This is a genomic window from Streptomyces sp. NPDC047515 (assembly GCF_040643055.1).
Taxonomy (GTDB): domain Bacteria; phylum Actinomycetota; class Actinomycetes; order Streptomycetales; family Streptomycetaceae; genus Streptomyces.
In genome coordinates, this window is sequence record NZ_JBEYTM010000022.1 from 89638 (window position 1) to 110839 (window position 21202).

Below are 21202 nucleotides of genomic sequence, written 5' to 3' on the forward strand. Positions count from 1 at the left end.
GAGACTCTTCCGATCATGTAGCGGACTCCGCAGCACTTGGTGCCCGCGCACATCGTTACCATGCGGGGACGCAGCAACCGACAACCATCGACACCAGCTGACGACGACGAGGGACGGGTAGGCGCGTGGCCGAGGCGGCAGACATCCAGGAGATCGTTCCGTCTCCTGCCCGTCGATGGCTGCGGCGCACAGCCTCCTTGGTCATCGGGGCTCCGCTCGTCGCGGCACTGCTGGTCGGTACGGCGGCGCCCTCGGCACTGGCCGGCGGAACGAACCGGACCCCCACCGGCTCGGAGACGGTCAAGGTCTCCCTGGACACCATCGCTCCGAGCGCACCGGTGAAGGGGGACACCTTGAGCGTCTCCGGCACCGTGACCAACCGTGGCAAGGAGACGATCACGCAGGCGGAGGTCGACCTGCGAGTGGGCCCGAAGCTCTACGGCAGGAAGTCGATCGACGACGCCGCCAAGCGCACCGGGTATGTCCCCGGCACCGATCCCGCTCCGCTCGGCGGCAAGTACACGGTGAGGTTCGCCAAGCTCCCTGCCGGGATCAGCCAGGACTTCACACTGTCCGTCCCGGTCGACAAATTGGGGCTCGGCGACGACGGCGTCTACCAGCTCGGTGTCTCGCTGTCGGGACAGACCACCCGAGCCCGGTACGACCACGTGCTGGGAATCCAGCGCACTTTCCTGCCCTGGCAGGAGGAGCAGCGTGATTCCAGGACGAAGATCACCTATCTCTGGCCGCTCATCGCATCGCCTCATGTCACTGCCGAGACCGGCTCCGACGACCAGCAGACTCCCGTGTTCGCGGACGACGAACTGGCCGCCGAACTCGCTCCGGGCGGACGTCTCGAACAGCTGGTCTCACTGGGCAGCCAGCTGCCCGTGACATGGGTCATCGACCCGGATCTGCTGTCCAGTGTCGACGCCATGGCAGCACGGAACTACCGCGTCAAGTCCGGCGACACCACCGTCGCCGGGAAGAACCAGGCCGTCGCCAAGAAATGGCTCGCCTCGCTGGAGGCCGCGGTGTCGGACGGCAAGGTCATCGCGCTGCCGTTCGGCGACCCCGATCTCGCCTCCATCGCACACCGCGGCAAGAACGTGTCGGGCACCCTCAGCCACCTGCAGACCGCCACCGAGGTGGCCGGAACGACGGTGGAGACCATCCTGCATGTGAAACCGTCGACGGACTTCGCCTGGCCGATCGACGGGGCGATCGACCCGTCGATCGTCGATGTCGCCACCTCGGCCGGCGCCCACAACGTGATCGCCCGCAGCGACAGCCTCCAGGAGACCGACGCTCTGCCGTACACGCCGACCGCGGCCCGTCCGATCGGTGGCGGCACCACCGCGGTGGTCTCCGACGCCCGGCTCTCCACGGCCTTCCAGGGCAACATGTCGACGGCGGGAAGCTCCACCCTCGCCGTGCAGAAGTTCCTCGCTCAGACCCTCGCTCTGGCCGAACAGGACACCGACACGGAACGAAGCATCGTCGTCGCACCGCAGCGGATGCCGACGGTCGCTCAGGCCCAGTCGATGGCCGGCGCCCTGCACGCCCTCGACGACGAGCGCTGGACACAGCCCCTGGGACTCGTGGACGCGGCCGAGGCGAAGCCCGACGCGGACGCGACGACCAGCGTCCCCGGGTCGTCCCAGTACCCGAAGAAGCTCCGCAGCCAGGAACTGCCCACCCAGGCGTTCCAGGACATCAAGTCCACCCAGGTCTCGCTCAACGACTTCCAGGTCATCCTCACCCACCCCGAGCGGGTGGTGACCCCCTTCGGCAATGCGATCAACCGGTCCATGTCGACGTCGTGGCGCGGCAAGCCGCTCAAGGCCCAGCAGTACCGGGACTCGGTACGCACCTATCTGCAGGGCCTCGTCAACGAGGTCCAGCTCATCTCGAAGTCGGACGTCACCCTGTCCGGCCGCAGCGCCACGATCCCGGTCACTGTGCAGAACCGGCTGTTGCAGGGCGTGGATCATCTGGTCCTCCGGCTGAAGTCCGAGAACGCCACCCGGCTCAAGCTCAACAACGGCGGAGCCGTGGCGGAGCAGCCGATCCGGATCGGCGGCGGTCACAGCCAGTCCGTGAAGTTCGACGCCGCGGCCAACGTCAACGGCCAGGTACAGATGACCGCACAGCTCTACACCGAGGACGGCACGCCGTACGGCGAAGAGATGACCTTCACCGTGAAGGTCTCCGAGCTCACCCCGACCGTGCTGCTGGTGATCGCCGGTGGGCTGCTGCTTCTGGTCCTCGCGGGCATCAGGATGTACACCCACCGCAAGCGTGCCAACGCGGGCGGCGCGGCCGGGGACAACGGCAGCGAACCCGAGCAGCCGAGTGACCCGACGCCGGACACCGGTCCGGAAAGCGGGGCGCCGTCGGGCCCGGGTGAGAAAGTGGAACGTTGAGCGATGTCTGTCGTGGCCGGTCGGCCAGGGACAATGAGGTGGGGTTTCGATGAACGCGCCGTACGACGGTGACCGCGGTCAGGGTGCGGGCGGGGCCAGGTCTGCCGATGGGGCTGCGTCGCCTCCCGGACAGGGCCAGGTTCCGCCGGCACCCGATCCTTACCTGCAGGCCGCCTACGACTACGACCCCTACCGGGCCCAGGACCTGTCCGTCCAGGACCCGGTGAACGAGGCGCTGTACGACCGCGCCGCGCACCCGCCGCCGCCTCCCGGCACCTACCAGCAGCCCCAGCCGCTGTACCAGCAGCCGCCTGCGGCGCAGTACGCACCCGACCCGCGCATCTGGGCACAGACCCCGCCGCCCGAGCCCGACGGGCCGTCGCGGCACCTGCCGTACGGCGACAACCCGGCGACCACCCAGTTCGTCGGGGTCGACGACCTCGTCAGCCAGGCGTCCGACGACCAGGAACAGCAGGACGCCTTCGCGCACCTGTTCCGGGACCAGGAGGGCCCGGCCGGACCCTCGTCCGTTCCGGCCGAGCCCGAGCCGGCTCCGGCGCCCGCACCACCCAAGTCCGGCGGCCGGGCGTCCGGCCTGCTGAAGTCCAGTGCCGTGATGGCGGCCGGCACCCTCGTGTCCCGGCTCACCGGCTTCGTCCGCAGCCTCGTGATCACCGCCGCGCTCGGTGCTGCCCTGCTCGGCGACAGCTTCACCATCGCCTACACACTGCCGACGATGATCTACATCCTCACCGTCGGCGGCGGGCTGAACTCGGTCTTCGTTCCCCAGCTCGTCCGCTCCATGAAGGACGACGAGGACGGCGGCGAGGCCTACGCCAACCGGCTGCTGACCCTGGTCATGGTCGCGCTCGGCGTCATCGTCGCGATCGCCGTCTTCGCCGCTCCGTGGCTGATCCACATGATGTCGCCGACGATCGCCGGGGACGCGGCCGCCAACAGCGTCGCCGTGACCTTCGCCCGGTACTGCCTGCCGACCATCTTCTTCATGGGCGTGCACGTCGTGATGGGCCAGATCCTCAACGCCCGCGGCAGGTTCGGCGCGATGATGTGGACCCCGGTCCTCAACAACATCGTCATGATCTTCACATTCGGCATGTTCATCTGGGTCTACGGCACCTCCGCCGAATCCCAGATGGGCGTGCAGACGATCCCGCCGGAGGGCGTCCGGCTCCTGGGCATCGGCACCCTGCTCGGTCTGATCGTCCAGGCCCTGGCCATGATCCCGTATCTGCGCGAGGCCGGCTTCCGCTTCCGCCCTCGCTTCGACTGGAAGGGACACGGGCTCGGCAAGACGGTCAAGCTCGCCAAGTGGACCGTCCTGTTCGTCCTGGCCAACCAGGCCGGCGTGATCGTCGTCACCCAGCTCGCGACGTCGGCGGGCAAACTGTCCGGCAAGGACGGCACCGGCTTCCTCGCGTACTCCAACGCCCAGCTCATCTGGGGCATGCCGCAGGCGATCATCACCGTGTCGGTCATGGCGGCCCTGCTGCCCCGCATCTCCCGCGCCGCCCATGACGGCGACCCGGGCGCCGTCCGCGACGACATCTCTCAGGGGCTGCGGAACTCTGCCGTGGCGATCGTGCCGGTGGCCTTCACGTTCCTCGCCCTCGGCCTGCCGATGTGCACCCTGCTGTACGCCTCCGCGGGCACCGAAGCCGCCCGCTCCATGGGCTACATCCTCATGGCCTTCGGTCTCGGCCTGATTCCGTACTCGGTGCAGTACGTGGTGCTACGTGGTTTCTACGCCTACGAGGACACCCGGACGCCCTTCTACAACACCGTCATCGTCGCCGCGGTCAACGCGGCCGCCTCGGCCCTCTGCTATGTGGTTCTGCCGGCCCAGTGGGCCGTGGTCGGTATGGCCGCCTCGTACGGCCTCGCCTACGCCGTCGGCGTGGGCATCGCCTGGCGACGGCTGCGCAACCGGCTGGGCGGCGACCTGGACGGCGCTCATGTCGTACGCACCTACGCCCGCCTGTGCCTGGCGGCCGTCCCGGCAGCCGTGCTCGGTGGCGGCGTGGGCTTCGCGGTTCTTCTGGGCCTCGGCGAAGGAGCCTTCGGGTCACTCGTCGCGCTGATCTGTGGTGGGGCAGTTCTGCTGGGCGTCTTCTTCGTAGCCGCCAAGCGGATGCGAATTGAAGAGATCAACGGCATGGTCGGCATGGTCCGAGGACGTCTCGGGCGCTGAGGATCACCGGCCGCACAACCATCACCGCCCCTGGCGTGTCGTGCATAGCGCCGGAGTGTGGGCACAATTGGCGTGACTGTGCAGAGCTGGCTGGCATCGCGCAACGGATGGGGAGGCAGGAACGACGGTGGCGGAACGTAGCACGGCAGCCGTCGACGTGGCCGACAACAGCGGCGATGAGCCGCTGACCGCCAAGGCGGACGAGGCCACGACCGACGGAACGGCAGAAGCTCAGGACACGACGGGCACCGAGCCGCAGGACACGGACGGAGAGCGCATCAGCTCCGAAACCACCCTGCCGACCCCTGATCTGCACAGCGGGCACAAACTTGCCAGACGTTACCGGCTCGAGGAGTGCGTCACCCGTCTGGACGGATTCAGCAGCTGGCGCGCGGTCGACGAGAAGCTGCGTCGCGCGGTGGGCGTTCATCTGCTCCCGGCCGATCACCCCCGCGCCCGCTCCGTGCTGGCCGCCGCCAGATCCTCCGCCCTGCTCGGCGACCCGCGCTTCGTGCAGGTGCTCGACGCGGTGGAGGAGGACGACCTCGTCTACGTCGTCCATGAGTGGCTCCCCGACGCCACCGAGCTCACCTCGCTGCTGGCCTCCGGGCCGATGGACGCGCACGACGCGTACCAGCTCGTCAGCCAGGTCTCCCAGGCCATGGCAGCCGCGCACCGAGAAGGTCTCGCGCATCTGAGGCTGACCCCGGGAGCGGTGCTCCGCAGCTCGACCGGCCAGTACCGCATCCGTGGCCTCGCGGTGAACGCCGCCCTGCGAGGCATCACCTCCGAAGGCCCCCAGCGTGCGGACACCGAGGCGATCGGTGCCCTGCTCTATGCCGCGCTGACCCAGCGCTGGCCGTACGAGACCGACGCCTACGGCCTGTCCGGGCTGCCCAAGGGCATGGGGCTGATCGCCCCCGACCAGGTGCGGGCCGGCGTGCATCGGGGCCTGTCCGAGCTCTCCATGCGCGCACTCGCCAATGACGGCGCCACGGCCTCCCGGCAGGAGCAGCCGTGCACCACCCCGGACGAGCTGGCCAAGGCCGTTGCCGCGATGCCCCGCATCCGTCCTCCGGAGCCCACCTTCACGGCGCCTCCGGAGTATCAGCGCACGACCTACCAGCAGGGCACCTACGGACGTCCGACCGCAAGCCCCCACGCCACCCAGCCCGTGATCGCCGTGCCACCGGCCCCACTCCAGAGCCGCACCGGCAAGGTCCTCAAGTGGGCGGTGTCCGCACTGCTCATTGCCGCCCTGGGCCTCGGCAGCTGGCAACTCGCCGAGGCGCTCCTCGACCATGGCAAGGACTCAGGGACCGACACCACACAGACCACCCCGGAAAGCGGCGACGACAAGCCCTCGGCCCCGCTCAAGCCGCTGCGGATCGCCGGTGCCGAAGAGTTCATGCCCAATGGCTCGGGGATAAAGCAGGAGCTGGCACCGAATGCCGTCGACGGCGACACAAGCACCGCCTGGATCACTCCGCGCTACCGGGGCTATGCGAACTTCGGCAACTATCCGAACCGCAGAGACGGCAGCGGCATAGTCGTCGATCTGGGCAGCGTGCAGAGCGTCGCCGGAATCAAGGTCACGATGTACCGCAGCGGGCAGAAGGCCGAGGTGCTCGCAGCCGCTGCCGACACTTCCGCCCCGTCGTCCCTCTCGGACTTTCCTCAGCGCCTCACAAAGCTCGAAACCGTGGGCAGCGACTTGAAGACGACCTTGGACAAGCCCGTACGGACCCGCTACGTGCTGATCCACATCACCGAACTCCCATCGGACGGAACGTCCGACGGCTACCGGGGCGGGATCTCAGAGATCTCCGTGCTCAGCTGACAGAGCAGGCCGGTGGGAGCTCCTCCCACCGGCCTTTCGCTCCATCGGCCCGGTCGGCGCACCTTCGCACCCCCACATCGGGCAGCGCATCTTTCTGCCCTCTGCCCTGCTCCCACGAATCGTGATAGACAGACGCACCTTGACGCAGAGACAGGGAGGGAGGGGGAGGTGGCCGTCGAGCCGTCAGAGCCGCTCAGCGACTCAGACCTCCTCGCTCGCCATGTGGCCGGTGAACCCGACGCCTTCGGCGAGCTCGTACGACGCCACCGCGACCGGCTGTGGGCCGTGGCACTCCGGACCCTGGGTGACCGCGAGGAAGCCGCCGACGCCGTCCAGGACGCCCTGGTCTCCGCCTTCCGGGCAGCCCACACCTTCCGCGGCCAGTCCGCCGTCACCACCTGGCTGCACCGCATCACCGTCAACGCCTGCCTCGACCGGGTCCGCAAGGCAGCCACCCGCAAGACCTCACCGGTCAATGACACCGAACGGTTCGAGCAGCTCCTCGACCCGCACGAGTCTGCCGAGGCACCGGCGGAGCGCCAGGATCTGCACCGCGAGCTCTTGGCCGCACTCGCCACTCTCCCCGGCGAACAACGTGCCGCGCTCGTCCTCGTGGACATGCAGGGGTACCCCGTGGCCGAGGCAGCACGCATCCTCGACGTACCGACCGGCACCGTGAAGAGCCGCTGTGCCCGGGGCCGGGCCCGGCTGGCCCCTCTGCTCACTCACCTCCGCAGTGAGAGTGCGGAGACCGACGAAGCCACCGCGGAAAGGAACCGGACGCCACGCGCATCCGTCCCACCGCCATCGAGGCCGAGGGACACCGGGACAAGCGATCCTGCTGCAGTGAAGGGCGGAGGTGGGCGCGCATGACATCAACGACCGACACGACCCAGCATCCGGATGTCTCGGAGATCTCCGATCTCATGGAAGGGCTACTCCCGCCGTCACGTGCGGCAGAGGTACGCAGTCATGTGGATGGCTGCACACTCTGCGGTGATGTCCATGCCTCCCTCGTAGAGATCCAAGAGCTGCTCGGCGCTGTGCCAGAACCACAGCCCATGCCCGACGACGTCGCCGATCGCATCGACGCCGCGCTCGCCGCCGAAGCTCTCCGCACCACGGCACCCGCCGACGTGGCAGATGTTTCACGTGAAACAGAACACTCCGTGGTGCAGAAGCCGAGCACAGAGTCCACCGGCGCTTCGGACCGCCCATCGGGGCATTCGAGGGCAGCGACCGGTCCTGGCCGCCGACGAGCCGGGCGCCGCCGCCGCACAGCCGTCCTCGGCGCCGCCCTCGGTGCAGCCGTGGTCGGTGTCAGCGTCTTCATGCTGCAGAGCCTTCAGCCGTCCCAGGAGGCTGCCGGTCTCAAGGCGGCGGACCGAAGCTCCGACTCCACGGCAAAGAGCCCAGGGGGCTTCTCGGAATCCACGCTCGAAGACCAGGTGCACACGCTGCTTCGGAGTGCCGCCACGAAGCCTTCGAGTGCAGAAAGTGCTGACACAGAGAAGAAGGCGCCATCCGTCGAGGAGCAGTCGACGCCGAAGAGCGACTCCGCGGGGGCCGAGTCGCCTCGAAGGCCGTTGAGCGCGCCCACCGTGTCCGTCCCGCCCTGTGTGGAACTCGGCATCGGCCGCAAGACCGCGGCCCTCGCCATGGAGGAAGGCCTCTACGAAGGAACGCACGCCTTCCTGGTCGTGCTGCCGCACCCGTCCGACGCGAAACGCGTCCAGGCGTATGTCGTCGACGCGGCCTGCGTCGGGGAAAAGCCCGCCGCCAAGGGAAAACTGCTGCTGACCCGCGCCTACACGCGCCCTTGAGAATCGCGCCGTACGCCGCCCGGCACGTCGGGAATGCATCCCCCGTAGGATCCGTTGGGTGGGGTGAGAGTCGTTGAACCGGCCCCAGTAGGCGTGGACAGTAGGCAGTCTGCAGAGACGAGGAAGAAACCCGTGAGCGACGTCCGTAACGTGATCATCATCGGCTCCGGCCCCGCGGGCTACACGGCCGCCCTTTACACCGCACGCGCGTCGCTGAAGCCGCTGGTGTTCGAGGGCGCCGTCACCGCCGGCGGCGCGCTGATGAACACCACCGACGTGGAGAACTTCCCGGGCTTCCAGGACGGGATCATGGGCCCCGAGCTCATGGACAACATGCGCGCCCAGGCGGAACGCTTCGGCGCCGAGCTCGTCCCCGACGATGTTGTCTCCGTAGACCTCGGCGGAGACATCAAGACGGTGACCGACACGGCGGGGACGGTGCACCGCGCCAAGGCCGTGATCGTGACGACCGGCTCCCAGCACCGCAAGCTCGGCCTGCCCAACGAGGACGCCCTCTCCGGACGAGGCGTCTCCTGGTGCGCCACCTGTGACGGCTTCTTCTTCAAGGACCAGGACATCGCCGTGGTCGGTGGTGGTGACACCGCGATGGAGGAGGCGACCTTCCTCTCCCGCTTCGCCAAGTCGGTCACCATCGTCCACCGCCGTGACTCGCTCCGGGCCTCCAAGGCCATGCAGGACCGCGCCTTCGCCGACCCGAAGATCAAGTTCGCCTGGGACAGCGAGGTTGCCGGGGTTCACGGCGAGCAGAAGCTGTCGGGTCTGACCCTGCGGAACACCAAGACCGGCGAGACGTCGGAGCTCGCGGTGACCGGCCTGTTCATCGCCGTGGGCCACGACCCGCGCACCGAGCTCTTCAAGGGCCAGCTCGACCTCGACGACGAGGGCTACCTCAAGGTCGATGCCCCCTCGACGCGCACCAATCTGACCGGTGTCTTCGGCGCCGGTGACGTAGTCGACCACACCTACCGGCAGGCCATCACCGCTGCCGGCACCGGCTGCTCGGCCGCTCTCGACGCCGAACGCTTCCTCGCTGCGCTCGCCGATGACGAGAAGGCCGCTGCGGCCACCGTCTGATCCACGACTTTCTCACCCCACACCCCAAGTAGTTAAGGAGGCCGCCGTGGCCGGCGCCCTGAAGAACGTGACCGACGACTCCTTCGACGAGGTCGTCCTGAAGAGCGAGAAGCCCGTACTGGTGGACTTCTGGGCCGCCTGGTGCGGTCCCTGCCGCCAGATCGCGCCGTCGCTGGAGGCCATCGCTGCCGAGCACGGCGACCAGATCGAGATCGTCAAGCTCAACATCGATGAGAACCCGGCCACAGCTGCCAAGTACGGCGTCATGTCCATCCCGACCCTGAACGTCTACCAGGGCGGCGAGGTCGCCAAGACCATCGTCGGCGCCAAGCCGAAGGCCGCAATCCTCCGCGACCTCGAAAACTTCATCGGCGAGTAGGGCCACGGTCCGCTGTTTCACGTGAAACGGGTCCGTCCCTCGGGGGGACGGACCCGTTTCACGTTTGTTGTGGACTCTTCGGTCACAGCGGCCTCAGGGCCGGTTCCTTCTGGACGGCACCCAGCAACCGGTCCAACGCCAGCTCAACGTCTTCCTTCCAGGAAAGCGTCGTACGCAGCTCCAGTCTCAGCCGTGGATAGACGGGATGCGGCCGTACGGTCTTGAAGCCCACCGCCAGCAGGTGATCCGCGGGCAGCACACAGGCGGGTTCCTTCCACCGGGTATCCCCGAAGGCCTCGATCGCCTTGAATCCCCGACGCAGGAGATCCTTGGCGACGGTCTGCACCATGACCCGCCCCAGACCCTGCCCCTGGTAACCCGGCACGATCCAGGCAGTCATGAGCTGCACGGCATCGGGGGAGACGGGACTCGTCGGGAAAGCCGTCGAGCGCGGCACATAGGCCGGCGGTGCATAGAGAACGAACCCCACCGGCACATCGTCGACATAGGCGACGCGGCCGCAGGACCCCCACTCCAGCAGAACGGCCGAGATCCATGCCTCTTTCTCCAGCTCGGGCCTTCCCGCCTTTACCGCAGCATCCCCGCTGACCGGATCAAGCTCCCAGAAGACACACGAGCGGCAGCGGCTGGGGAGATCGGAAAGGTTGTCCAGTGTGAGCGGTACGAGCCGACGCCCCATGAAGGCTTTTCCTCGCTTCCTTCGCCCGCCGTATCGCGTACGACAGTCAGTGCACTCCGTTCGAGGAGCAGGCTCCCGAAGAACCCTCCGACAGCCCCCAGGCCCAGCCCGACTGTCACCACTCGGCTGCGGCTCACTGATCGCATGGCCCTCCCTCCGCCGAGGTGACTCAAGCCGGATGTGCCATACCAGAACGCATCGTATCCACCCAGAGATGAAGCGGACACCGAGAGAATGCAAAGGGCGGGCCGTGTTCCGGTATGCACCCGGACACAGCCCGCCCTTCAGCCCATCCGGCAGAGGTCAGCCCTCATCACCGTCAACGGGATCGTCGGACGGTCCCTGATCCAGCACCCGCCCCTCACCCGGTGCCAGGCTGCCGAGAATGCGGTCCAGATCCTCCATCGACGCGAACTCGACGACGATCTTCCCCTTCTTCTGACCGAGGTCGACCTTCACCCGGGTCTCGAATCGATCCGACAGTCGGGAGGCAAGATCAGTCAGCGCGGGCGACACCCGGCCACCGGCTCGTGGCCCCTTGGACTTGGCAGGACTCGTGGACCCGGACCCCATGAGGGTCACGATCTCTTCGACCGCGCGCACCGACAGCCCTTCGGCCACGATGCGATGCGCCAGCCTGTCCTGCTCCTCCGAGTCGTCCACGGACAGCAGCGCCCGCGCATGACCGGCCGACAGCACCCCGGCCGCAACCCTGCGCTGAACCGGAGGCGACAGCCTCAGCAGACGCAGCGTGTTGGACACCTGAGGGCGCGAACGCCCGATCCGGTCGGCCAGCTGGTCATGCGTGCACTTGAAGTCCTTGAGCAGCTGGTCGTACGCGGCCGCTTCCTCCAAGGGGTTCAACTGAGCCCGGTGAAGATTCTCCAGGAGCGCGTCCAGGAGAAGCTTCTCGTCGTCCGTGTCCCGGACGATGGCCGGGATCCGCTCCAGCCCCGCCTCACGGCAGGCCCTCCAGCGACGTTCGCCCATGATGAGCTCATAGCGATCCGGACCCGTCTTCCGCACAACGACGGGCTGGAGAAGACCCACCTCCTTGATGGAGGTCACCAGCTCGGCAAGTGCGTCCTCGTCGAACACCTCACGGGGCTGACGCGGATTCGGGGTAATGGTGCCGAGCGGAACCTCGGCAAAGTACGCACCGGCAGCTCCCGCCGACTCCGCGCCGGCGTCGGGGGCCGTAACCGGCGCACTCGGCTCGGGCACAACCGGCGCGGACGCGAGAGCGGTCACCTTCGCAGCGGCCACCCCCCGCTCTGCCGTCAAGACAGGACCCGCCCCAGGAGACGCTGAACCCGCCCCCGTGGACGGCACCGACTTCTCCTGGGGAGCGGCGGGGATCAGGGCACCCAGCCCACGCCCCAACCCTCTTCGACGCTCGCTCACTGAATCCCCTCCGAAATGCTTTGCTGGCTGTTCCCAGTGCCCGTGTGGGCAGGCTGGGCCTCGTACTGCACCCCGACACCCCGCAGGGCGATCTCACGCGCCGCTTCGAGGTACGAGAGCGACCCACTCGAACCCGGGTCATAGGTCAGCACAGTCTGCCCGTAGCTCGGTGCCTCCGAAATTCGCACCGACCGCGGAATGCTCGTCCGCAACACCTCCTTGCCGAAGTGACTGCGCACCTCCTCCGCGACCTGCGACGCGAGCCTGGTCCGGCCGTCATACATGGTGAGCAGGATCGTCGACACATGCAGAGCGGGGTTGAGATGCCCCCGCACCAGGTCCACATTGCGCAGCAGCTGCCCCAGCCCTTCCAGGGCGTAGTACTCGCACTGGATGGGAATCAGCACCTCGGCACCGGCGACCATGGCATTGACCGTCAGTAGGCCGAGCGAAGGCGGACAGTCGATCAGGATGTAGTCCAGCGGCTGCTCGTACGCCTGGATCGCTCGCTGCAGTCGACTCTCCCGCGCCACCAGCGACACCAGCTCGATCTCCGCACCGGCGAGATCGATGGTGGCAGGGGCACAGAAGAGGCCTTCGACGTCCGGGACAGGCTGGACCACCTCGGAGAGCGGCCTGCTCTCCACCAGGACGTCATAGATGGAGGGAACTTCGGCATGGTGATCGATGCCCAGAGCCGTAGAGGCATTGCCCTGCGGGTCAAGGTCGACCACCAGAACGCGTGCACCGTGGAGCGCGAGCGAGGCGGCAAGATTGACTGTCGTGGTCGTCTTGCCCACTCCACCCTTCTGATTGGCCACCACCATGACGCGCGTCCGGTCAGGACGGGGCAGGCCCTCACCGGCGCGGCCAAGGGCCTCGACCGCCAGCTGGGCCGCGCGACCGATGGGTGTGTCGTCCATCGGCGGCGGTGTTTCACGTGAAACACCCTCCCCCGCCGATTCGGTTCGGGGACCGGGGACCGGATCGGTCATCGGTCCCGCGATGTTGGCGTCGGACCGCAAGGATTCACTCTCCTCGACTTCAGGCTCGCAATGAACAGAGCCTGCCATGCTTTCAGGGTCGTGAACCAGCGAGGCCCGCTCTTCTGTGGATGAATCCACTTCTGTGGACAACTCCGTAGCCCTATCGGGCCCGCGATGCCGCGGCGCGGCAGCCGCACGACCGCGACTGATGATCCCATGCAGCAGAGAGCGACGTTTCACGTGAAACACGATGCCCCTGCAGCGTTGCTACAGGGGCACGACACTCCGCACGGGGCATGTATGGCCGCTTGCCGGGATTATTACCAACAGACGGCACAAGCCGTACGTACCGGTTGAGTCCACAGCATTGCCAAGCGGGTCAGCGGCGTCGCCTCGTACGGCTCGTCCTCGCGGCCTTGGCCCTCTTTGCGGCGAACCTCACACCACCCGGGCTCTCGCCGACCACCACGCGCACCACCGTGGACATCGGATCGACGATGCCCTCTCCGACATGCAACACCTCGGTCTCCACCACACCGAGCTTGCTCAGGGCCGCACGCGCACCGGCGATCTCCTCCTCGGCGGTATCCCCCTTGAGCGCCAGCATCTCCCCGTACGGGCGCAGCAGCGGAACGCCCCAGCCGGCCAGCCGGTCGAGCGGCGCCACGGCCCGAGCTGTCACCACGTGAACCGGCTGAAGCGTTCCCAGAACCTCCTCGGCCCGGCCGCGCACGACCGTCACATGGTCCAGTCCCAACAGTTCGACGACTTCCTGAAGGAAGTTCGTCCGACGGAGCAGAGGCTCCAACAAAGTGATCTTGAGATCCGGGCGCACCAACGCCAAGGGGATACCCGGTAGACCGGCGCCCGAGCCCACATCGCAGACCGTGACCCCTTCGGGCACGACCTCGGAAAGCACTGCGCAGTTCAGCAGATGCCGCTCCCACAGCCGTGGCACCTCACGCGGGCCGATCAGCCCCCGCTTCACCCCGGCATCCGCCAGCAGTTCCGCGTACCGGACAGCCTCCGGGAAGAACTCGCCGAAAACCGCCCGCGCCCCTTCGGGCGCCTGGGGAAGCTCTACTTCCGCCGTCACGGGGACCGTCCTTCCGTACCGCACTAACGCACTGTGGGTGGCTGACTATCAGGCTGACAAAGATCGGCCCCGCCTGCGAACAGACGGGGCCGACAGAACAAGGGTCCGGTCAGGCCGGGAGAACGACGACGAAGCGCTGCGGCTCCTCGCCCTCGGACTCACTGCGAAGACCGGCGGCCGCGACCGCATCGTGCACGACCTTGCGCTCGAACGGCGTCATCGGGTCCAGCTTCACCGGCTCACCGGTGCTCTTGACCTCGTCAGCGGCCTTGGCGCCCAGCTCCGCGAGCTCGGCCCGCTTCTTGGCCCGGAAGCCGGCGATGTCCAGCATCAGCCGACTGCGGTCACCGGTCTCCCGGTGCACGGCAAGCCGCGTCAGCTCCTGGAGCGCCTCCAGCACCTCACCGTCGCGGCCCACGAGCTTCTGCAGATCACGTGCCGAATCGCTGATGATCGAAACCGCGGCCCGGTCCGCCTCGACGTCCATGTCGATGTCACCGTCGAGATCGGCGATGTCGAGTAGTCCCTCAAGATAGTCCGCTGCGATCTCGCCCTCCTGCTCAAGGCGGGTCAAGGTGTCGCTGCCCTCAGCGGCCGTGGAGGTGGTGCCTTCCGTCACGGATGGACTCCTTCTTACTTCTTGGACGGGTGCTTGGGCCGCTGCGGACCCTTGCGCTGTCCGGACTTGGCTTGGCGTGAGGAACCGGACGCGGGCTTGCCCGCCGGCGTGGGCTTGTCGTCCTGCGATCCGTCCTGCTTCTGCAGGGAGGTCTTGGATCCCGACTCGGTGGAGCCGGTGTCCTTGGCAGAACCGGTCTGACGCTTGGCCTTGGTCTGGCGCTTGGGCTGCTGACGCCGCTGCGCGGCTCCGCCCTCGGCCTCGGCAAGCGCAGTGTCGCTCTTGATCACCGTGCCGTCCTCCTGGGCAGCGAGGCCCAGCTTGGCCAGCCCGGTGATGAACTTCCGCTCGATGTCATTGCGGTCCGGGCCCTTGGACACGATCCGCTTCACCGTATTGCGCTTGGTCCTGCCACGAACCTCACCGTGCGCGGTGACGCTCTTCAGCAGACGTCCCAGGTACTGGTCCTGCGCCTTGCTGCCCGGCGTCGGGTTCTGGTTGATCACATACATCTGCTGACCCATGGTCCAGACGTTGGTGGTCAGCCAGTAGACGAGGACACCGACGGGGAAGTTGATGCCCATGACGGCGAAGATCAGCGGGAAGATGTACATGAGCATCTTCTGCTGCTGCATGTACGGCGTCTTGACCGTCAGGTCGACGTTCTTCGTCATCAGCTGGCGCTGGGTGAAGAACTGCGACGCCGACATCATCACGATCATGACCGCGGTGACGACCCGGACGTCGGTCAGAGAGGCACCGAGAGCGGTGACATCCGACGTGCTGTCCATGAACTTGGCAGCGAGCGGAGCACCGAAGATGTGTGCCTTACGGGCGCTGTCGAGCAGCGGCTGGTCGATGACACCGATCGTCTTGCCCGAGGCGATGGCCGAGAGCACGTGATACAGGGCGAAGAAGAACGGCGACTGCGCCAGGATGGGAAGGCACGAGGAGAGCGGGTTGGTGCCCGTCTCCTTGTACAGCTTCATCATCTCTTCGGACTGACGCTGCTTGTCGCTCTTGTAGCGCTCCTGGATCGCCTTCATCTTCGGCTGGAGCACCTGCATGTTCCGGGTCGACTTGATCTGCTTCACGAAAAGCGGGATCAGGCAGATCCGGATCAGCACCACCAGGGACACGATGGACAGGCCCCAGGCCCAGCCCGTGTCATTGCCGAAGATCGCTCCATACAACGTGTGGAACTGGACAATGACCCATGAAACAGGCCAGGTGATAAAGCTGAACAGACTGGCAATCGTGTCCACTAATCAAGCTCCTTGAGCATTGGGCGAAGTCTCTGCGACCGGGCCCGGGGGTTCGGAAACCGTCCCCTCGGGAGGCACATCAGCGGCGGAGTCCCCGCCCTTGTCACCGCGCATGGCATTACGCAGCAGTTCGTGCCAACGCGGACGTTTGCGCGGTGGAACATGGTCCACGCCACCGGGTGACCACGGATTGCAGCGAAGGATGCGCCAAGCCGTCAGCGCGGTTCCCTTGATCGCTCCGTGCCGGTCGATCGCCGTATATCCGTAGTGGGAACACGACGGGTAGTAACGGCAAACAGGCCCGAGAAGCGGGCTGATCGTCCACTGATACAGCTTGATAAGAGCCAGCAGCGGGTACTTCATCGCGCGCCCCCTCCCAGCAGCCGCTGCAGAGCGGCGTCCAGGTCTCGGGCCAGCTGTTCATGGTCGGCGTCGCCCGCTCCAGGCAACGCTCGTACGACAACCAGGCTACCGGGGGGCAGCAGGGCCAGTCGTTCGCGGACCAGGTGGCGAAGCCTGCGCTTCACCGCTGTGCGTACAACCGCTCCACCCACGGATTTGCTGACAACGAAACCCGCACGCGGCGGGGGAGCGTTCTCCCCAGTCACGTGCGGGTCGGTTGCACCGCTGCGTAGATGAACGACGAGTAGCGGGCGGCCGGCCCGGCGTCCTCGACGTACTGCGGTCGCGAAGTCCTCGCGCCGCCTCAGCCGATTCTCGGTAGGCAGCACGTCATGACCTGTAGGCGATCAGGCGGACAGGTTGGCGCGACCCTTGCCACGGCGGGACGCGAGGATCGCGCGGCCGGCTCGGGTGCGCATACGCAGCCGGAAGCCGTGGGTCTTCGCGCGACGACGGTTGTTCGGCTGGAAGGTGCGCTTGCTCACTCGGGGGCTCCAGAAATGACTCGTGTGTTGGCGGGACATCGCCTGGCTGTCACCGTGCGCCCACGAGGAACTCGCGTAAACGCTCTAGTGCACCGCTTCACAATCACAGATCGTGATCTTTGCCCATCGGAGGCAGGCGGCAGCAGCCATCGACAACTCGACCTGGTCACGGTACGCGCGGCTGCGCCATCCGGTCAAACCGGCTCCGCAACACCCCCCACTGTGCACAGCCTGTGGACAACGACTTGAACCGTGCGGGTCGGCCTGACTACCGTGGCTGAACTCCGGTTCTTTTTCTTCCTGCCTGCCGGTCCTCACCCATCCCGACCCATCCCGTCCCGAGAACCACACATTCGTGGGACCAGCGAGAGAGCGTGCCTTGTGGCTGATGTACCTGCCGATCTTGCCGCAGTGTGGCCACGAGTGCTGGAGCAACTCCTCGGAGAGGGCCAGCAGGGCATCGAGCCGAAGGACAAGCAGTGGATCGAGCGCTGCCAGCCGCTCGCACTGGTCGCCGACACGGCGCTGCTCGCCGTACCCAATGAATGGGGCAAGCGCGTCCTGGAGGGCCGGCTCGCGCCGCTCATCAGCGAGACGCTGAGCCGGGAGTGCGGCCGCCCGATCCGCATCGCGATCACCGTCGACGATTCCGCGGCCGAGCCTCCGAGCCCGCCCGCGCCCCCGATGCATCAGTCCCAGCAGCCCCAGCAGCACCGCTATCCGGGACCGCAGCACGACGAGCGTCAGCACAACGACGCGTACGACGGATACGGACACCGGCCCTCGGACGACGGCATGCCGACCGCTCGGCCCGCCTACCCCGACTACCAGCAGCAGCGCCCCGACCCCGGTGCGTGGCCGCGCACCCAGGAGGACCTCTCCTGGCAGCAGCCGCGGCTCGGTGGATTCCAGGACCGCGACACCTCCGCGGAGCAGTGGCGCGAGCCGTACGCCGGCGGCCGCCCCCAGCAGCCGCAGCACGGCTACCGGCCGCAGCCGCCCGAGCGCCAGAGCTACGAACAGCAGCGCCCCGAGCACCACGACATGCCGGAGCCCCAGCACCGGCAGGGCGGCGCGGGCACCGGCCGGCCCGGCGGCGGCACCGGGCCGATGGGCGCACAGCCAGCCCCCGCACCCGGTCCTGGTGAGCCGGCGGCACGGCTGAATCCGAAGTACCTCTTCGACACCTTCGTCATCGGTGCGTCCAACCGGTTCGCCCACGCCGCGGCGGTCGCGGTCGCCGAAGCACCCGCGAAGGCGTACAACCCGCTCTTCATCTACGGGGAGTCCGGACTCGGCAAGACCCATCTGCTGCACGCCATCGGGCACTACGCCCGCAGCCTCTACCCGGGCACCCGGGTGCGGTACGTGAGCTCCGAGGAGTTCACCAACGAGTTCATCAACTCGATCCGCGACGGCAAGGGCGACACCTTCCGCAAGCGCTATCGCGACGTGGACATCCTGCTCGTCGACGACATCCAGTTCCTGGCGAGCAAGGAGTCGACGCAGGAGGAGTTCTTCCACACCTTCAATACGCTCCACAACGCGAACAAGCAGATCGTGCTGTCCTCCGACCGGCCGCCCAAGCAGCTGGTGACCCTGGAGGACCGGTTGCGGAACCGTTTCGAGTGGGGTCTGACGACCGATGTGCAGCCGCCGGAGCTGGAGACGCGGATCGCGATCCTCCGCAAGAAGGCGGTACAGGAGCAGCTCAACGCCCCGCCGGAGGTGCTGGAGTTCATCGCCTCCCGGATCTCCCGGAACATCAGGGAGTTGGAGGGGGCGCTGATCCGGGTCACGGCCTTCGCCAGCCTCAACCGTCAGCCGGTGGACCTCGGGCTGACCGAGCATGTGCTGAAAGATCTGATTCCGGGGGGCGAGGACTCGGCTCCGGAGATCACGGCGACGGCCATCATGGCGGCGACCGCGGACTACTTCGGTCTGACGGTGGACGACCTCTGCGGAACGTCGCGCAGCCGCGTGCTGGTGACGGCCCGCCAGATCGCCATGTACCTCTGCCGGGAGCTGACCGATCTCTCACTGCCCAAGATCGGGGCGCAGTTCGGCGGCCGCGACCATACGACGGTGATGCACGCGGACCGGAAGATCCGCGCGTTGATGGCGGAGCGACGCTCCATCTACAACCAGGTCACCGAGCTCACCAACCGCATCAAGAACGGCTGACGGCCGGCAGTACGCGCTCTGTACGCGCCACAGGGGCGCCCGGAGAACCCTCACAGGGCTTCCGGGCGCCCTTCCGCGTTGTCCGGCCCCTGCCCGGAGCTTTGTCGGAACCCCCCGAGGCGGCTGCGGGGCGTCCCCAGGCTTTCCCGAAACCGCCGGCAAACCGCCCCGGGGACCACCGGACGCCGCCACGGAACCCTCGTGAAGGGCTCTCCGGCACCTCACGCCTCCCCCTGAGTCCTCCTGAGCCCTCCTCCGGGCCTGGGAAGCACCCTTCGGAGCCCCCCCGAACCCCGCTCCTGAACCCCCTCCGAAGCCTGTTCCCGGGCCTCCGTCGCGGTCGCGGTGTTCGAATACCTGCCGTCGGCCGTCCGTTCTCCACAGATCTGGGGAGAATCCCCCCTCCACAGCCTGGGGATTCGGAAGTTTTCCATATTGCTTCCACAGGGGCGACTGTCGATACTCCATCAGGCCAGGTCAAGGGCTTGGGGATTTGTGGCCAACAGTGATCCACAGGCTGTGGACAAGATCTTCGTCCACAAGGAGCTGATGATGTTGTCCACCGGCGGCCCACAGCTCGGCCCGTCTTGTCCCCAGCTTGGTCGAGCTTCTCCACACCCCTGTCCACTGTTCGGCAACGCAACACCGCCTTTCACTGCGCAGAGTGAAAGGCGTCACACCGAGAGGGTCGGTTGGGCTGTGGGGAACCTGGGTAAAGCTGGGGACAGCCCTGGGGAGAAACCCCCCTGCCCTGTGCACTGGGTGTGCAGAACTTTCGCGTGTCCACAGAAGCGCCGGGTTGTCCACCGGTGCCACCCACAGGGTCGGTGGACAAAAAACTGGGCCTGACCTGGGAAAACGACGTTATCCACGGTTTCCACAGGCCCTACTACTACTGCCACCTAGAGTTAGCCCGGAATCCGCTTCGAAGTGGGGCCTGTGTACAACTCGGCGCCGGAGCGCTCCGAAGCTCTTGTCGCGACTTGACCCCGAGCAGCACCGAGTGTCGGTGCCGTACGTCAGACTGGTCCCCGGCGTCCTCCCGCTGTCATCGGCGGGACGACCCGATCAGACGACGAAGGCCAGCAGGGCGAGCGAGCAACAGCAGGAGGCGGTTCCGGTGAAGATCCGGGTGGAGCGCGATGTACTCGCGGAGGCTGTGGCCTGGGTGGCCCGTAGCCTCCCGGCCCGTCCGCCGGCGCCCGTTCTCGCGGGCCTTCTGCTGAAGGCTGAGGACGGCGCCCTCAGCTTCTCCAGCTTCGACTACGAGGTCTCGGCCCGGGTCTCGGTGGACGCCGAGGTCGACGAGGACGGCACGGTGCTGGTCTCCGGCCGGCTGCTCGCCGACATCTGCCGCGCCCTTCCCAACCGCCCGGTGGAGATTTCCACAGATGGTGTACGGGCGACCGTGGTCTGCGGCTCCTCGCGATTCACACTCCACACCCTTCCTGTGGAGGAGTACCCGGCGCTGCCCGAGATGCCGACCGCGACGGGCACGGTCCCCGGCGAGGTCTTCGCCTCGGCCGCCGCCCAGGTCGCCATCGCCGCGGGCCGCGACGACACGCTGCCGGTCCTGACCGGTGTGCGGATCGAGATCGAGGGCGAGACCGTCACCCTGGCCTCCACCGACCGCTACCGCTTCGCGGTCCGCGAGTTCCTCTGGAAGCCGGAGAACCCGGATGCCTCGGCCGTCGCCCTGGTGCCCGCCAAGACGCTGCTGGACACCGCCAAGGCGCTGACCAGCGGTGACACGGTGACTCTGGCCCTTTCCGGCTCGGGTGCCGGTGAGGGTCTGATCGGTTTCGAGGGCGCGGGCCGGCGTACGACCACGCGACTGCTGGAAGGCGATCTGCCGAAGTACCGCACGCTGTTCCCCACCGAGTTCAACTCGGTCGCCGTCATCGAGACCGCTCCGTTCGTGGAGGCCGTCAAGCGTGTGGCACTCGTCGCCGAGCGGAACACCCCGGTGCGGCTCAGCTTCGAGCAGGGCGTGCTGATCCTGGAGGCGGGGTCCAGCGACGACGCACAGGCTGTGGAGCGGGTCGACGCGGTGCTGGAGGGCGACGACATCTCGATCGCCTTCAACCCGACCTTCCTGCTGGACGGGCTGAGCGCGATCGACTCCCCGGTCGCCCAGCTCTCGTTCACGACGTCCACCAAGCCCGCGCTGCTCAGCGGCCGCCCGGCCGTGGATGCCGAGGCGGATGACGCGTACAAGTACCTGATCATGCCGGTGCGTCTCTCCGGCTGATCCGGCCACCGGTCCCGCAAACGGCAGGTTCCGACGGG

18 protein-coding genes are annotated in these 21202 nt (G+C 67.4%); 9 read left to right on the forward strand and 9 right to left on the reverse strand.

Annotated features, from left to right (window positions below):
- Positions 1 to 125 precede the first annotated feature (125 nt).
- The 7 genes from ABZ826_RS19925 to trxA all read left to right on the forward strand — a co-directional run bounded on the left by ABZ826_RS19925 (position 126) and on the right by trxA (position 9772).
- Positions 126 to 2426: a DUF6049 family protein gene (locus ABZ826_RS19925; RefSeq protein ID WP_361449598.1), complete on the forward strand. Its 2301-nt coding sequence runs from the start codon at positions 126 to 128 to the stop codon at positions 2424 to 2426.
- A gap of 49 nt (positions 2427 to 2475) precedes the next feature.
- On the forward strand, positions 2476 to 4635 hold the full coding sequence (gene murJ / locus ABZ826_RS19930; RefSeq protein ID WP_361449601.1) for a murein biosynthesis integral membrane protein MurJ: 2160 nt from the start codon (positions 2476 to 2478) through the stop codon (positions 4633 to 4635).
- 127 nt (positions 4636 to 4762) lie between these two features.
- Complete coding sequence (locus tag ABZ826_RS19935) at positions 4763 to 6475, forward strand: protein kinase family protein (RefSeq protein ID WP_361449604.1); 1713 nt, start codon at positions 4763 to 4765, stop codon at positions 6473 to 6475.
- 168 nt (positions 6476 to 6643) lie between these two features.
- Positions 6644 to 7348: an RNA polymerase sigma factor SigM gene (gene sigM, locus ABZ826_RS19940; protein WP_361449607.1), complete on the forward strand. Its 705-nt coding sequence runs from the start codon at positions 6644 to 6646 to the stop codon at positions 7346 to 7348.
- A gap of 188 nt (positions 7349 to 7536) precedes the next feature.
- Complete coding sequence (locus tag ABZ826_RS19945; RefSeq protein ID WP_361449610.1) at positions 7537 to 8298, forward strand: hypothetical protein; 762 nt, start codon at positions 7537 to 7539, stop codon at positions 8296 to 8298.
- A gap of 132 nt (positions 8299 to 8430) precedes the next feature.
- A complete protein-coding gene (gene trxB, locus ABZ826_RS19950; RefSeq protein WP_361449613.1) occupies positions 8431 to 9393 on the forward strand; it encodes a thioredoxin-disulfide reductase in 963 nt (320 codons plus the stop codon).
- 46 nt (positions 9394 to 9439) lie between these two features.
- Complete coding sequence (gene trxA / locus ABZ826_RS19955; protein WP_361449616.1) at positions 9440 to 9772, forward strand: thioredoxin; 333 nt, start codon at positions 9440 to 9442, stop codon at positions 9770 to 9772.
- Between the two features lie 82 nt (positions 9773 to 9854).
- Here trxA and ABZ826_RS19960 read toward each other — a convergent pair whose 3' ends face one another.
- The 9 genes from ABZ826_RS19960 to rpmH form a co-directional block, all read right to left on the reverse strand.
- Positions 9855 to 10472, reverse strand: a complete 618-nt coding sequence (locus ABZ826_RS19960) for a GNAT family N-acetyltransferase (protein WP_361449619.1) — start codon at positions 10470 to 10472, stop codon at positions 9855 to 9857.
- A 303-nt stretch (positions 10473 to 10775) separates the two neighbouring features.
- A complete protein-coding gene (locus tag ABZ826_RS19965; protein WP_361449622.1) occupies positions 10776 to 11876 on the reverse strand; it encodes a ParB/RepB/Spo0J family partition protein in 1101 nt (366 codons plus the stop codon).
- A complete protein-coding gene (locus ABZ826_RS19970) occupies positions 11873 to 12949 on the reverse strand; it encodes a ParA family protein (RefSeq protein WP_361449625.1) in 1077 nt (358 codons plus the stop codon). The genes ABZ826_RS19965 and ABZ826_RS19970 overlap by 4 nt, the downstream gene beginning before the upstream one ends.
- Positions 12950 to 13241: 292 nt before the next feature.
- Positions 13242 to 13958 carry a 16S rRNA (guanine(527)-N(7))-methyltransferase RsmG gene (gene rsmG, locus ABZ826_RS19975; RefSeq protein ID WP_361449628.1) on the reverse strand — a complete coding sequence of 239 codons (717 nt, stop codon included), beginning with the start codon at positions 13956 to 13958 and terminating at the stop codon, positions 13242 to 13244.
- Positions 13959 to 14067: 109 nt separating this feature from the next.
- Entirely contained in the window at positions 14068 to 14577 is a 510-nt protein-coding gene (locus tag ABZ826_RS19980) for a R3H domain-containing nucleic acid-binding protein (RefSeq protein ID WP_114245516.1), read from the reverse strand.
- A 14-nt stretch (positions 14578 to 14591) separates the two neighbouring features.
- Entirely contained in the window at positions 14592 to 15842 is a 1251-nt protein-coding gene (yidC, locus tag ABZ826_RS19985) for a membrane protein insertase YidC (protein ID WP_361449633.1), read from the reverse strand.
- A gap of 3 nt (positions 15843 to 15845) precedes the next feature.
- Positions 15846 to 16205, reverse strand: coding sequence for a membrane protein insertion efficiency factor YidD (yidD, locus tag ABZ826_RS19990; protein WP_361449636.1), 360 nt, complete (start codon positions 16203 to 16205; stop codon positions 15846 to 15848).
- On the reverse strand, positions 16202 to 16573 hold the full coding sequence (rnpA, locus tag ABZ826_RS19995) for a ribonuclease P protein component (RefSeq protein WP_351072269.1): 372 nt from the start codon (positions 16571 to 16573) through the stop codon (positions 16202 to 16204). Before rnpA ends, yidD begins: the two co-directional genes overlap by 4 nt.
- 18 nt (positions 16574 to 16591) lie before the next feature.
- Entirely contained in the window at positions 16592 to 16729 is a 138-nt protein-coding gene (gene rpmH, locus ABZ826_RS20000) for a 50S ribosomal protein L34 (RefSeq protein ID WP_030930485.1), read from the reverse strand.
- A 381-nt stretch (positions 16730 to 17110) separates the two neighbouring features.
- Between rpmH and dnaA the strand changes: the two genes are divergently transcribed.
- Positions 17111 to 18913, forward strand: coding sequence for a chromosomal replication initiator protein DnaA (gene dnaA, locus ABZ826_RS20005; RefSeq protein WP_361449641.1), 1803 nt, complete (start codon positions 17111 to 17113; stop codon positions 18911 to 18913).
- A 1120-nt stretch (positions 18914 to 20033) separates the two neighbouring features.
- Positions 20034 to 21164: a DNA polymerase III subunit beta gene (gene dnaN / locus ABZ826_RS20010; protein ID WP_361449664.1), complete on the forward strand. Its 1131-nt coding sequence runs from the start codon at positions 20034 to 20036 to the stop codon at positions 21162 to 21164.
- Positions 21165 to 21202: the final 38 nt, after the last annotated feature.